At 66.1% G+C, this 12,672-nt stretch carries 14 protein-coding genes and 1 riboswitch; of the genes, 7 read left to right on the forward strand and 7 right to left on the reverse strand.

Annotation, left to right across the window (positions count from 1 at the left end; translation table 11 throughout):
* From FV222_RS07405 to FV222_RS07425, 5 genes are all read right to left on the reverse strand, one after another.
* The coding region (locus FV222_RS07405; RefSeq protein ID WP_246685363.1) for a hypothetical protein at positions 1-667 on the reverse strand (667 nt) is incomplete at its 3' end.
* A gap of 260 nt (positions 668-927) precedes the next feature.
* Positions 928-1,359, reverse strand: a complete 432-nt coding sequence (gene msrB / locus FV222_RS07410) for a peptide-methionine (R)-S-oxide reductase MsrB (protein WP_147764877.1) — start codon at positions 1,357-1,359, stop codon at positions 928-930.
* Positions 1,360-1,421: 62 nt separating this feature from the next.
* Positions 1,422-2,606, reverse strand: a complete 1,185-nt coding sequence (locus tag FV222_RS07415; RefSeq protein ID WP_187277250.1) for a YihY/virulence factor BrkB family protein — start codon at positions 2,604-2,606, stop codon at positions 1,422-1,424.
* 320 nt (positions 2,607-2,926) lie between these two features.
* Positions 2,927-3,202 (reverse strand): hypothetical protein, encoded by a 276-nt coding sequence (locus tag FV222_RS07420; RefSeq protein WP_147764878.1) that lies wholly within the window; start codon positions 3,200-3,202, stop codon positions 2,927-2,929.
* A gap of 100 nt (positions 3,203-3,302) precedes the next feature.
* Positions 3,303-3,758 carry a GAF domain-containing protein gene (locus FV222_RS07425; protein ID WP_246685366.1) on the reverse strand — a complete coding sequence of 152 codons (456 nt, stop codon included), beginning with the start codon at positions 3,756-3,758 and terminating at the stop codon, positions 3,303-3,305.
* 368 nt (positions 3,759-4,126) lie between these two features.
* On the opposite strand from FV222_RS07425, the gene FV222_RS07430 reads away from it, so the two are divergent.
* On the forward strand, positions 4,127-4,369 hold the full coding sequence (locus tag FV222_RS07430; protein WP_147764940.1) for a hypothetical protein: 243 nt from the start codon (positions 4,127-4,129) through the stop codon (positions 4,367-4,369).
* 510 nt (positions 4,370-4,879) lie between these two features.
* Here the strand turns inward: FV222_RS07430 and FV222_RS07435 are convergent.
* A complete protein-coding gene (locus FV222_RS07435; RefSeq protein ID WP_147813685.1) occupies positions 4,880-5,059 on the reverse strand; it encodes a DUF1289 domain-containing protein in 180 nt (59 codons plus the stop codon).
* A gap of 385 nt (positions 5,060-5,444) precedes the next feature.
* Here FV222_RS07435 and FV222_RS07440 point away from each other — a divergent pair, with 385 nt between their 5' ends.
* The 6 genes from FV222_RS07440 to FV222_RS07465 all read left to right on the forward strand — a co-directional run bounded on the left by FV222_RS07440 (position 5,445) and on the right by FV222_RS07465 (position 11,405).
* Positions 5,445-6,023, forward strand: coding sequence for a PAS domain-containing protein (locus tag FV222_RS07440; RefSeq protein WP_147813686.1), 579 nt, complete (start codon positions 5,445-5,447; stop codon positions 6,021-6,023).
* 804 nt (positions 6,024-6,827) lie between these two features.
* Positions 6,828-8,243 (forward strand): TadE/TadG family type IV pilus assembly protein, encoded by a 1,416-nt coding sequence (locus tag FV222_RS07445; protein WP_147813688.1) that lies wholly within the window; start codon positions 6,828-6,830, stop codon positions 8,241-8,243.
* A gap of 223 nt (positions 8,244-8,466) precedes the next feature.
* Positions 8,467-8,545, forward strand: a riboswitch (Fluoride riboswitch).
* Positions 8,546-8,568: 23 nt separating this feature from the next.
* A complete protein-coding gene (locus FV222_RS07450; RefSeq protein WP_147813690.1) occupies positions 8,569-9,948 on the forward strand; it encodes a voltage-gated chloride channel family protein in 1,380 nt (459 codons plus the stop codon).
* Between the two features lie 25 nt (positions 9,949-9,973).
* Entirely contained in the window at positions 9,974-10,150 is a 177-nt protein-coding gene (locus tag FV222_RS07455; RefSeq protein ID WP_246685364.1) for a hypothetical protein, read from the forward strand.
* Complete coding sequence (locus FV222_RS07460) at positions 10,147-11,037, forward strand: LysR substrate-binding domain-containing protein (RefSeq protein WP_147813691.1); 891 nt, start codon at positions 10,147-10,149, stop codon at positions 11,035-11,037. The genes FV222_RS07455 and FV222_RS07460 overlap by 4 nt, the downstream gene beginning before the upstream one ends.
* Positions 11,038-11,048: 11 nt before the next feature.
* Positions 11,049-11,405 (forward strand): DUF202 domain-containing protein, encoded by a 357-nt coding sequence (locus tag FV222_RS07465; RefSeq protein ID WP_246685365.1) that lies wholly within the window; start codon positions 11,049-11,051, stop codon positions 11,403-11,405.
* Between the two features lie 3 nt (positions 11,406-11,408).
* Here FV222_RS07465 and FV222_RS07470 read toward each other — a convergent pair whose 3' ends face one another.
* Positions 11,409-12,494 (reverse strand): sulfite oxidase, encoded by a 1,086-nt coding sequence (locus tag FV222_RS07470; protein WP_147813695.1) that lies wholly within the window; start codon positions 12,492-12,494, stop codon positions 11,409-11,411.
* Between the last annotated feature and the right edge of the window lie 178 nt (positions 12,495-12,672).

Raw genomic sequence — 12,672 nt, forward strand, 5'->3', positions numbered from 1 at the left:
CCTCGACGACGGGCGCGGCGGCAACTGCCGCTGCTACAGCCGGCGCGCCGGAACCCGCGATCCGCCGCAGCGCGTCGACGACGCCGTCCTTCTCGGCCGGTTTGTCGCCGGTCCGCGTATTCGCGCCGTAGCGGCCGAAGCCGAAGCGCGGCTCGATCAGGTCGAGGACGGCGTCGAGCGCCGCGTTGCTCAGACCGATCTCGCCCGTGGACGGGATGCCTTGGAGCGCCAGCGCCTGGCGATCGAAAGTGGCGTCGTCCGTCACGTCACGCCCGAACCAAGCCGGGGCGCTGAAGGCCGCGGCCTCGCCGGGCTCGTCGAAGCTCACGCTGACCAGATCGAGGCTGCCCGGGCTGACGTAGCGGTCGATGATCGCCTCCTTCGCGCCGAGCGACACCGCGGTGCGGTCGTAGGCGGCCTTGCCGGAGCAGACGTCTAGCAGCGCGTCGCCGTGGGCGCGGGGAACGTCGGTCCGCTCCTCGGCGGCCGCACCCTGCGCATCCTTGGTCACCAGGACGAGGTGGCATTGCTGCCCGTCGACCCGGACGAACGAGGTCCGCCCGCCCTGGGGTGCAAAGTAGCCTTCGGTGATCCGGCCGCCGCCGCGCTCCTTGCGGATCAGACGCACCAGGGCCGGTGCCACGAGAAACCGCCGGACGACGCTCATACTCAACCTCCGCTCAAGGACGCTCCGGCGACCGCCGGAGATGCCGCCCGTACTGCTTCGTGCGGCGAAGACCGCAGGGGAGGCCGGGCGAAGCGTTAAAACGCCCGGCCGTCCCGCGCGTCGATCCTGGCGGCGCGTGCCTGTCGTCCGCCAAGGAAAGGGCCTTCGCCGCCCGTCGATCCGCTTAGGGACTAAGCAAAAAGCCGACGAAATCAAGACCGGGACGCCGCAAGACCTTGGATGACGCTCGTTATCCTGCCTCAGACCGTTCCCGAGGCCGGCTCCTTCGGCGCGAACGCGAGGGATGTTCCGTTCATGCAGTAACGGAGGCCCGTCGGCGCCGGGCCGTCGTCGAAGACGTGGCCGAGATGCCCCTTGCAGCGGGCGCAATGCGCCTCGGTGCGAACCATCCAGTGGCTGCGATCGACCTGCGTCTCGACTGCGCCGGGGAGCGGCTCGAAGAAGCTCGGCCAGCCGGTTCCGGATTCGAACTTGGTCTCGTTGACGAAGAGAGGCGTGCCGCATCCGGCGCAGGTGAAGGTGCCCGGGCGCTTTTCCGCGAGCAAGCAACTCGTGCCGGCGCGCTCGGTGCCGTGCTCGCGCAGCACCCGGTACTGCTCGGGCGTGAGCGTCGCCTTCCACTCGGCCTCGCTCCGGGCCTCCGGCGCCGACATCGTATCCGATCCGCTCATCGTATCCTCCGCTTGTGGATGTCGGCGCGATATGGGGCCGGGCGGCCGCGCCTGCGAGCCGGTCACGCCGCCGCGCCGACGGTGTCGGCCATGCGCGCCTCGCGCTCGCCGAGCGGCAGGGCGGGTCCCGTGGTGGTGTCCTGACCGGTCTGATGCTCGATCTCGGCGTTGATCTCGCCGCCGAGCAGCACGATCGTGGAGGAGATCCAGATCCAGGTCATGAAGCCGATCACGGCGCCCAGCGAGCCGTAGGTCTCGTTGTAATTGCCGAAGCTGGAGACGTACCAGGAGAACAGCAGCGAGGCCACGAGCCAGAGCAGGCCCGCCACGACGCTGCCGACCCCGACCCAACGCCAGCGGGCGCGCTCGCGGCTAGGGCCGTAGCGATAGAGCAGCGACAGGCCGCCGAGCAGCACGAACACCAGCGCAGGCCAGCGCAGGGCCGCGACATACCAGGCGCCCTCGCTGATACCGATGAAGTTGAACACCACCGGCAGCACCACGATCGAGCCGAGCGCGAAGATCGTGAACACCAGGGCGCCGACGGTGAAGGTGAGCGAGCGCAGGTTCAGCATGACGAAGCTACGCTTCTCCTGCTCTTCGTAGACGACGTTCAGCGCGTCGAACATCGCCTTCATCGCGGCGTTCGCGCTCCACAACGACAGCACAAGGCTGGTGAAGAACGTCAACCCGAGGGTGCCGCCGCCCTTGGCGGCGATCCGCTTGACCTGTTCGCCGATGATCTCGATCGCACCCGAGGGTAGCACGCCCTGCAGGCTGGCGAGGTGATCGTTGATGACGTTCACGTCGGCGAAGAGCCCGTAGCAGGAGACGAGCGCCGCCACCGCCGGAAACAGCGACAGCAGGGTGTAGAAGGTGACGCCTGCGGCGACCGACAGCACGCGGTCCTTGTTGAACTCGAGGAACGTGCGAACCGCGACGTCCTTCCAGCCGGCGGCCGTGATCTGGGTGGGATCGGTGGCGGCCCGGCCGCGCTCGGGCTGGGTGTCGGCGACGCGCTGCGCCGACCGGCCGGAATGCGACCGTGCGCCGGCCTGCCCGTTCGGCGCGACCCGCTGATGCGGCCGCGGCTCGAAAGCTGGATCCGCGGTGGCGGTCGCCTCCGGCATGCCCTTCCGCGTCTGCGCCGCCACGAGGGCGATCAGCGCCGAACCCAGCATCAGCATCCAGACGACCGACCCGTCCTCCGACGACGCGCTTCGGGGACCGGGGGAAGGCGTAGGCATGCTGACAGAACCCGGGCGCGAACAGCCGCGCTTCCCCGCTAGAACGTCGTCTGTCAGGGAGCGTTCCCCGTCGGACGGTTCCGTACACACGACATCGTATCGCCTCGTCGGCGATCGGGGAGCGCGATGGTTTCGGTTTTTCAGGCGCTGTCCGGAACACGCGTCCGTGTCGATCAATAGGAATCGCGATTACGGAGCCTGTTCGGCACTCCAATGCTCCGTGTGCCGCCTCCCGCGGCGCAGAGGTTCGGCCTCGCGAAAGTCCTTTGGCATTAGGGATCAGTCGGCCGGCCGACCGATCCCACGGGGCGAACCCGCTCTCAGCGGGTGGGCGCGCTGGTGCCCTTGCCGGATGCGCCCGGCGTCGATCCGGCGCCGGCATCGTTGGCGCCGGTGCTGTTGGACGTGCCGGAGCGGCTCTTGTCGCCGGTGGTCGGCCCGCTGCCTGCCGCGCCCGGGGACGAGCCCGCGCCGGCATCGTTCGGGCCTGTGCTGTTCATGGTGCCGGATTTGGTGGTGCCCGAACCACCCTCGGCGGCAAGGGCGACCGATCCGAGGAGCAGCGTTCCGGCGAGGGCGAGCGTGAGCGCTTTCATGGCGTTTCTCCCTAGTGGTTGGCGTGATGCACGCTTCGACCAACCCAGGGTAGGATGCGACGTTCCGGCACGAGACCGGATTCGATCTTAGGCGCCGCGCTCAAGCGCTGAGCGCCGGCTCGCGGGGGACGACGGCGTAGTCGGCCGCCTGCAGCCGCACCATGGTCTCGGTCGCCATGTCGGCCAAGGCCTGCAGGCGTCCGACCGTGCCGTCGTCGAGTTCGACCCAGGCGCTCCAGTAGGCGCCGAGCGCGGCCGAGGGCTCCGGCGAGCCGATCGGCATCATCACCAGGCTGCGCATCGAGGCGGATTGATACACCGCGACAGGAAGGCGAGTATCTGCTTCGATGTCGTGGATGACCGCCATCTGCCGGTTCAGCATCACCCAACCGGAGATGCACGCCTCCAGGCGGAACCGACGTCCGCGCCAGAGCGGGCGGATCGCGTCCTCGGCGACGTAGTGGCAGAAGTCGCCGTCCCGCAGCACCACGGCGATCCCGTCGGACTCCGCGATAGAACGCGCCGTCTCGCGCAGGGCCACAACCAAGCCGGGCATGTCGGAAACGGTGAGCAGTCGGGCTCGAGCCTCGTCGAGGCGTGCATCCGTCATCGCGCCAAACCCATTAGGCCTGCTACCCCCGAGCACGCGAAACGCGGCCCTTCGGCCTGAAGAACGAGGAAGCTCACGAAAGCGCCCTTCGAAAGTTCAAGAGATTTGTCGCGGGATGGTGTCGCGAATGCCGGTGCATGAGCCGACCGACCGGCGGCATTCGCGAGCGTCCACCGCGGCAAGTCGCGCTCTCTCTGTCCGAGATCGAGGAACGCGTCGAGCGAAGCCTATGATGCAACCTGCGACTACGTAGCCGTACCTCGCAACCACCCCTCGGTGTACGTAGCAGGCGGTTCCCACGGTAGGTGCGTCGGATGCCGCTGTTCTACATCGATCTTCACGACGGAACGAATTTCGTCCGCGACACCCAGGGCTTCGACCTCCCCGACATCGCGGCGGCGCAAGCCAGGTTGGTCCAGGTGATGCGGCGGGTGGCGCAACTGCTCGATGCGGTCACCGACCGCCAGGACTACCTCGCGATCGTCCGGGACCAGAACGGCAAGGTCGTTTTGCGCGCCACCCTGACGCTCGATCTCGAAGAGGTCGGGTCGGTGTGAGCGCCGGGACGCGGTCGCTGGTGAGCAGGTTGGCGTGGCGACCCCGGAAGGGCTCGAACCTTCGACCTGCCGCTTAGAAGTGGCCTGTTCTTGCCGTTCGGACAATCGACGTGGCTACACGAAATCCGACCTCGTTCGAAAGCGCTACACGACCGAAAAGCGGGCGGTGCTCGTTCGCGCGATGTGCAAAAGCGCCAATCGGCACGAAGAATTATCGAATGGCGTTCTGCCACGTGACTGCAACCGCGCTAGGAACCGAGCTTCCGCCATGCGTCACTAATCGATGATGGTCACACCTCGAAAGCGAACATGCCGCTTGCGACTTAACCCGGTCGCCGAGGTCGCCGTGGGAGCGTCCCATAAGCGATCATTGGTAGGCCGTCCGGCAACTTCGGCTCGGGGTGGCAACCAGACGTTGGCTGCTCGGCCAGAAGCGGACGTTCCGCCTGCGACCAATGGCCCACGCGCGCGAGGAAGCTACAAGGCGCCTCAGGTGCGCTTCTTGGATGGTCAGGCCGCGCCATCGACCTGCGCCACGCGGCGCGGCAACTCACGCAGGAGCACCGTTCGCCGGTAGGGCGTCAGCTTCTTCCATTCGCGGATCTCCGGGATGGTACGACCGCAGCCCAGGCACCAGCCGGTCCGGCCGTTGAACTCGCAGACCGAGATGCAGGGGTCGTCCTTACGCACGGAGGGTTATGCTCCGCACATGTCTTAGGATTTCTGCGCGGACGTCGCTGCTCTCGATCGAGTGCCACAGGTGCAAAAGTTCAAGGCTCTGGCTCAGATCGCATGAGGTAGATCGCGAGAACGCTTCCAACGAACAGTCGAGAGCCTCAGCGAGCTTGTTTAAGGTCGAGTTTACGCGATCGGATCGGCTACCGTCGCCAGCGGGAGTGAGCATTGGGGGAGCTCCATCACCTGAGAACGCTTCGAGAAAAATATTCTAAATCACATTTGATTTCATAGAGATAGGTTGCATGCGAAAATTTTGTGATCTAAAATTGTCTTATGTGAAACTTATTAGGGCTGCGCCACGTTCGTGGCTTCAAATCGGCCTCAAGAGAGGAAGCATATGCGCGTTAATGCGATCGATGGCTTCCACGAGGATGTGGAGCACTTGCGTGCTTCGCTCGATGCCTCCTCCGTCGTTGGAACGTGGGATTGGGACCATGTTCGTGGCGTGGTCGTCTATGATGCCGGAGCGGCCCGGTTGTTGACCGGCGACTCAGATCTTGCCGATTGCGAGATCAGTGGAGCGATCGCCGCAGCCGCTGTTCATCCGTTGGACCAGGAATGGCTTGCCGATCACATGAAGCGGGCTGCGAAGGCAGGCGGCCTTGTGCTGGCCGAGTACCGCGTCCTTGCGGAGAACGGCTCAGTCCGATGGCTCCTCAATCGCGGGCGGTCTCATCTCGACCCGGTGGGGCGGCCCATCCGCTCGCGCGGTATCCTGATCGACATCACCGAGATGCGTGACGGTGGGGAGCGGTACGTCCTGAACAAGGCACCGGTCGCGAGAGAGCCGCTGATCCACGCCGCCGACCTAGCCATATCGTTGAAGCATGCCCTCGGTGACGATGCGCCTTCCGAGGTTCTCCTCGCGGCCAACCTACTTCTGTTTAGCTTGGGGCGAGCGATCGGGCGGCTTTAACGGTCGATAGCGTGTTCTGCAGTTTGTCTAAAACGGTGCCTAATCCCTGGATCGTGCACGGCCTGCTTCGGATGGAGAGCGGACTTGTGCCTTCTTCTCCGAAGAAAACGTTTCAGGGCCACACCACGGCAGGTGTCGTGTAGTCCTTCTTTCAAGTAGATCGCTTGCGACGTGGACGCTCCTGAGATTTGGCAGGAGCGTTAAGAATGGCAGTCCGTAGCGCGGCGCTGCGGGTCCGATCGCAGAACTAGGACAGTCACCTCGCGCATGAATATTTTCAGCACTTTCTGTCACTTCGCATCGGTTCCACTCGTTTTAATATCGCTTTCCTATCCTGCTCTAAGTGCTCCCTCAGGAGAGGCAGCCGAGGATATCATTGACGGCTGCAATCAGTTCATCAAGTTCGCTCGTAAGGGTCGTTCAAGGCAAGATGCGGCTACAATGGGCCGTGTCGGAGAGTGTCTAGGGGCAGTCCGCACGATGCTGGCTACAGAGATTGCTGCTGGCGCGATCTGTTCGTCCGAAGGCACCAAGCTAGTCGATGCTGTGACTGCATTTTCGCTCTACATGATACAGCATCCCGACGACCTAAAGTCTATCTACGTCGTTCCGATGATGCAGTCATTCCGTGCGGCCTATCCCTGCGATACAACCCTGGGTAAATAGGAGGTACATCTAGCCTGAAGGATCGCTCAGTGCGCATCGCAGCTATAGCGCCTATAATCTTCACCCAAATTAACGGCCTCATCATCCCCTTCTGCCAAAGTCCCCAATCGATTGGGATGGTCCGGGGCTCGATTAAGGATGGAGAAGGCTAGCGGTGCAACCCAGCCTCGTTCGACGAAAGTGCTTGGTAGGGTCCAGCAGGGCGCCCAAGCCTTCGTCGATGATCGTCGCGGTGCCGTCGCTGTCATCTTCTGTCTGGCCGCGACGGTGCTGCTCGGCCTCGTTGGCGGCGGCATCGACTATGCGCGCCTCGCCGCCCGGCGGAACCTGCTCCAGGGCGCTGTCGATGCGGGAACACTAGCCGGAGGCGGCTCCCTCAAGCTCGCGTTGTCGAACACTGCCGCGGTGAGCAGTGTCACCGAGCAGACGATCCGGTCCGAGGCAAAATCGCCACCCGATCGGCCATTGACCGTTCAGGTCACCGTCGCCACCGACAAGACCAGCGTGGCCGCGACCGCATCGGAGAACTTCAAGCTCACCTTCGGCAGCTTCGTCGGCCTATCTGAAGTGAAGATTGCGGTGAAGGCACAGGCGAGCGTTGTCGGTCGGATGCGCCTTTGCATGCTGGCGCTCGATCCCGCCGCGATTGGTGCCTTCAACCTTCAAAAAAGCGCGCAAGTCACCGCTACCGACTGCGCGCTCTATTCCAACTCCTCTGCTCAGATTGGCATGGTCGGGCAGCAGAACGCGATCGCCAAGGCACAGACGATCTGTTCGGCAGGCGGCTATCTTGGGATACGGGCGAACTTTTCGCCGCTTCCGCAAACCGGCTGTCCGGTGATCGAGGACCCGCTGAAGGACCGCGCCGCACCGCCGATCGGCGCCTGCGCTTCGTTGCCCTTCCCGCTCAACCTCCTCAATGTCTTCGGTATCAAGACAATCAGCACCAACATGACGCTCGAACCGGGCACCTACTGCGGTGGCCTGAGGATCACTCAATCGGCCGTCGTCACGCTGAAGCCGGGCATCTACGTGATGAAGGACGGTCCGCTGTTCGTCGATATGACCGCCACGCTGACAGGCACCGACGTGGCGCTCTACTTCACCGGCGACAAGGCTGGCCTACTGTTCGACAAGGGTACCACCATAAGCCTCAGCGCGCCGACGACCGGCATAATGGCCGGCCTCCTGATGTCGGAGGAGCGCACCGTCACGCTGCCGATCGATCCTGTAGTGCTGTTGCAGGCGCTCGTCGGGGTTCTGATCTCGCCGACGCCCGCGCCGCTCAGTGTCACGAAGTTGATGCGGACCTACCGCATCATCAGCGACAACGCCCGCACCATGCTCGGCACGATCTACCTGCCGAGCGGCCGCCTCGTCATCGATGCGACGAAGCCAGTGGCCGACCAGTCGGCCTACACCGTGATCGTGGCGCGACAGATCAACCTCTACGAAGGCCCGAACCTCGTCCTCAACGCGAACTATGGCGCGACGAGCGTGCCGGTGCCGAAGGGCGTTGGCCCGACATCTGGCAGGCTCCTCCTGACGCAATGATGGGTGCTAGGCACCCCCGCGACTTTAGCAGGGTTTCACCAAGCGCCCGAGAGCGGACCTTCCGAACTTCTGCAATGGGTCGGGAGCGGACTCTGACCCTTCGCCCTGAAGCCGACGTTCCGCCCACGACCCAACCTCGCTTCTGAAGGCTAGTTGCGCTGGAACCGAAAGTGGCCTTCGTTGATCACATGGGATTGACCGCAGGCAGGCAACGGCAACATAAACCCTCGACGGTAATGGTGTCTGCCGGGCCTTGAGCCGAACCGCCGATCCCTGATGCGGCTGATGACTCCTACTTTTCGCGCTTTTGCGAACTGGAGGATTCATGCGCGCGTCATTCCGGAACCTGTTTCACGACCTGGATCTAGCTGGCTTCCTGCGGACACGCCGGTCGCACGCCATCTCGGTGGCGCGCTGGTCGGTCATCCTGTTGCCGATGGCTGTCGCCGTGGGCACGCTCTGCGCCGCCTTCCTGTGGAGCCTCGACGAGGCCACCCGCGCGCGCTTCGATCATTCCTGGTTCCTGTTCCTGCTCCCCGTCGGCGGCTTCGCCGTCGGTCTTCTCTACCTCCTGTTCGGGAAGAGCGTCGAAGGCGGCAACAACCTCATCGTCGAGGAGATCCACGATCCGGACGGGGGCGTGCCGCTCCGGATGGCACCGCTGATCTTCCTCGGCACCATCGTCACGCACCTGTTCGGCGGATCTGCCGGCCGCGAGGGTACTGCCGTCCAGATGGGAGGCAGCCTTGCCAGCGCGTTCGGCAGGATGTTCGGGGTCGATGCCGCCGGCGTACGCGTCCTCCTGATGGCAGGCATCGCCGCCGGGTTCGGGGCCGTCTTCGGTACGCCCATCGCCGGGGCCGTGTTCGCACTGGAAGTTTTGGCTGTCGGTCGGGTCGAGTACGCCGCGCTGGTGCCCTGCCTCCTCGCCGCGGTGGTCGGCGACTGGACCTGCCAGGCCTGGGGCATCCACCACGCACTCTACCGCGTCGACTTTCTCGCCGGTAGCGGCAAGCCACTGACCGTGGAGCCGTTACTCCTGGCCAAGGTAGCCCTTGCAGGGGTCGCGTTCGGTATCGTCGGGCTTGTGTTCGCCGAGGCCAACCACGTCCTCGGGGGATGGCTCAAGCGTTGGGTCCCGTACGGACCGCTCCGGCCGGTGATCGGCGGCCTTGCCGTCATCGGCCTCGTCTACGCTTTCGGCACACGGGACTACCTCGGGCTCGGCGTAACAGCCGCCAACTCCGGCGGGCTGACCATCACCGGTTTCTTCGGACCGGACGTCCATCCCTGGAGCTGGGCCCTCAAGATTCTCTTCACGGTCGTGACCCTGAGCGCGGGGTTCAAGGGCGGCGAGGTCACGCCGCTGTTCTTCATCGGGGCCGCCCTCGGGAACGCCCTGGCCGGGGTGCTCGGCGCGCCCGTGGACCTGTTCGCGGCCCTAGGGTTCGTCGCGGTGTTCGCCGGTGCCGCTAACACACCGCTCGCCTGCACGCTGATGGGTATCGAGCTGTTCGGCGCGACCCATGGGGTCTACCTCGCGGTGGCCTGCTTCCTAGCCTACCTCTGCTCGGGCCATAACGGAATCTACCTATCCCAGCGCATCGCCGTACCGAAGGCGGCGACGGGCCTCGCCGGCGGCGCGACCCTGCGCGATGCCCGGACGGTCCGCGCGCCGGCCGTTCAGCCCCAGCCTACCTCCTAGCATTCCGGTCACTGAAGGAGCCGTCATGACCCCGTCGCATCACGTCGTCGCCACCGAGGGCGACGTCGCCGCCTTCTTGTGGTTCGATGGCGGCATGTCCTGCGTCGTCACCGGTCGCACCCACGAGGCCCGGCTGCCAACCGTCGCACAGGCGGTCGATGAGCAGGTCCGTGGCCTCGCGCCGGATCGGCGGCAGCCGTGACCCTCGACCAGCTTCGCATCTTCGTGGCGGTGGCCGAGCGGCAGCACGTGACCCGAGCTGCCGAGGCGCTGAACCTTGTCCAATCGGCGGTCAGCACGGCGATCGCCAATATCGAGGGGCGGCACGCGACGAAGCTGTTTCACCGGGTCGGCCGCGGGATCGAACTCACCGAGGCGGGGCGCGTATTCCTCATCGAGGCTCGCGCGGTGCTCGCCCGGGCGGAAGCCGCCGAACTGGTGCTCGCCGACCTCAGCGGCCTGCGACGGGGGACGCTGACGCTCTACGCCAGCCAGACCATCGCCAGCGACTGGCTGCCGCGCCACCTCGTCGCCTTCCGCCGGGCCTATCCCGAGATCGCCGTTCGCTTGGCCGTGGGCAATACCGCCGATGCCGCCGACGCGGTGCGCGCGGGGACGGCCGAACTCGGCTTCGTCGAGGGGGCGTTGGACGACCCGACGCTTGCGAGCACCACCATCGCGCGGGACCAACTCGTCCTCGTGGTCGCCCCAACACATCCCTTCGCAGGGGCGACAGCGCTCGCACCCGAGGACCTCGCCGGGGCCGATTGGGTGCTGCGCGAGGCGGGATCGGGAACCCGCTCGGCCTTCGAGGCAGCGCTCACGGAGGCCGGTCTGGCCGTGGCCCGGCTTCGGGTCACGCTCGAACTGCCTTCCAACGAGGCGGTCCGCGCCGCCATCGAGGCCGGAGGCGGGGCCGCCGTTCTGTCCGAGACCGTAGTGGCAGCTGCGCTTCGGGCCGGAACGCTGGTGCGGGCGGCGTTTGCCCTGCCGAGCCGTCCGTTCCGGGTGCTGCGCCACAAGGAGCGCTACCGCAGCCGGGCCGCCGACGCGCTGCTCGACCTGATCGAGGAGGCGGCTGCCGGATGAGGGAACCTGCGATGCCCGTTCCCCCCGACGACCCGCGGGTCAGGCTCGCCGAGGACCGCACGGTACTGGCAGCCGAGCGCACCTTCGTGGCGTGGCTTCGCACCGGGCTCGCCTTCCTTGGCGTCGGCCTGGCCGCGCAGCGCTTCCTGCGAGAGGTGCTGGCGGTCTGGCCACTAAAGGTGCTGTCGCTCACGCTGATCGCCTGTGCGCTCGCATCGTTCGCCGGCGCCGCATGGCGGGACCGGGCGATCCGGGCGCGACTCGCACATGCCGAGATCCCGATGATGCCGCGCATCCTCACCGTCGGGGTTGCGGCCCTGCTCATCGCGATCTCGGGCCTCGCGGCCACCGCCCTGCTCTGGGCGTGACGGTCAGGCCACCGTTACCCGCACCCGGTGCCAGGCGGCGCTGAGGTAGCCCTTGTAGTTCCAGGTGTCGTCCGGCGCCGCAGGCTGTGTCTGGCCGGCGGAATCCCAAGCCCGCACCGCGAGTTCGTGCTCGCCGGTCGTCAGCTCGCGCTCGATCTCCCAGAACGTCCAGGCGTAGGGCGCGTCGGCGTCGCGGTCGATCCGGGCCTGCGCCCAGCTGCGACCGCCATCCGTCGAGACATCGACGCGGGCGACCGCGCGGTCACTGGCGATGGCGTAGCCGCGGATCGCGTGCCGGCCGGCCTTTAACGCTGCGCCGCGGGCGGGCTCGCAGATCGCGCTGTTAAGCGGCATCGCCTCGATGGTGATGCCGTGGACAGGGTCCGCGGTCTCGGCGGTCACATCGGGCGGAAACAGCTTGTAGTCGTCGGCCTGCATCGGGTTGTTGGAGGGGTGATCCTGCACCGTGATGCGGGCGAGCCATTTCGGGCTGCGGATACCGGCAAATCCCGGCACCACCACACGCAGGGGGTGCCCATGCTCCGGGGCGAGAGGCTCGTCGTTCATCGCGAAGGCGACCAACGTCTCGGGGGCCAGCGCCTTGCCGAGCGGGATCGAGACGCCGAAACGCGTGTCCGTGTCCGCGATCCGGTCGTGGCTCTCGAATGCGACGTGGCGCGTATCGCCCGCATCGATGCCGGCTGCGCGCAGAACGTCGGCGAGGCGCACCCCAGTCCATTTCGCGTTGCCTATGGCGCCGGCCGCCCACGGGTCGCCGGCGACCGGGGCCACCGCCAGCATGTCCGCCCGGCGGTTGCCGGCGCATTGCATCACCGCCGTGACGGTGATGGGTGCGAACCGCGCCTTCAGATCGGCAATGGACAGTTCGAGCGGCGTCGCGACCATCCCGTCGACGCTCAGGCGGTAGCTGTCGGCGTCGAGATCCGGGATGTCGCCGTGGCTGCGGACGTAGAAGTCAGCCTGGTCGGTGAGGAAGGCGGCGCGTAGGCGATCGAGGGGAGGCTCGGCGTTGTAGGGCGCCTTGCCGTGGACGATGAGGCGGTCCTTGCGCTGGAACAGGCCGAGCATGGGGTCTTTGTCCTGCGTTCGTGACGTGTTGACACCGAGAACGCGCCGGCCGCGATAAGGCCCCCGGCGCGCGTCGCCTCAGGGCTTCATCGTCGAGATGACCGCGTTCTTCGCCCGGTCCACCACGGCGACGCTGAGGTCGCGGTTGAGGACGTAGGCGTGGGCGTTGTCGGCCGAG

Origin of the sequence: Methylobacterium sp. WL103, assembly GCF_008039885.1 — a bacterium.
GTDB classification, from domain to species: Bacteria; Pseudomonadota; Alphaproteobacteria; order Rhizobiales; family Beijerinckiaceae; genus Methylobacterium; species Methylobacterium cerastii.

Coding starts and splice junctions, on each gene's coding strand:
- msrB (WP_147764877.1), bottom strand. CDS start 1,359: ATGAGCGGATCGGATACGATGTCGGCGCCGGAGGCCCGGAGCGAGGCC.
- FV222_RS07415 (WP_187277250.1), bottom strand. CDS start 2,606: ATGCCTACGCCTTCCCCCGGTCCCCGAAGCGCGTCGTCGGAGGACGGG.
- FV222_RS07420 (WP_147764878.1), bottom strand. CDS start 3,202: ATGAAAGCGCTCACGCTCGCCCTCGCCGGAACGCTGCTCCTCGGATCG.
- FV222_RS07425 (WP_246685366.1), bottom strand. CDS start 3,758: ATGCCCGGCTTGGTTGTGGCCCTGCGCGAGACGGCGCGTTCTATCGCG.
- FV222_RS07430 (WP_147764940.1), top strand. CDS start 4,127: ATGCCGCTGTTCTACATCGATCTTCACGACGGAACGAATTTCGTCCGC.
- FV222_RS07440 (WP_147813686.1), top strand. CDS start 5,445: ATGCGCGTTAATGCGATCGATGGCTTCCACGAGGATGTGGAGCACTTG.
- FV222_RS07445 (WP_147813688.1), top strand. CDS start 6,828: ATGGAGAAGGCTAGCGGTGCAACCCAGCCTCGTTCGACGAAAGTGCTT.
- FV222_RS07450 (WP_147813690.1), top strand. CDS start 8,569: ATGCGCGCGTCATTCCGGAACCTGTTTCACGACCTGGATCTAGCTGGC.
- FV222_RS07455 (WP_246685364.1), top strand. CDS start 9,974: ATGACCCCGTCGCATCACGTCGTCGCCACCGAGGGCGACGTCGCCGCC.
- FV222_RS07465 (WP_246685365.1), top strand. CDS start 11,049: ATGCCCGTTCCCCCCGACGACCCGCGGGTCAGGCTCGCCGAGGACCGC.
- FV222_RS07470 (WP_147813695.1), bottom strand. CDS start 12,494: ATGCTCGGCCTGTTCCAGCGCAAGGACCGCCTCATCGTCCACGGCAAG.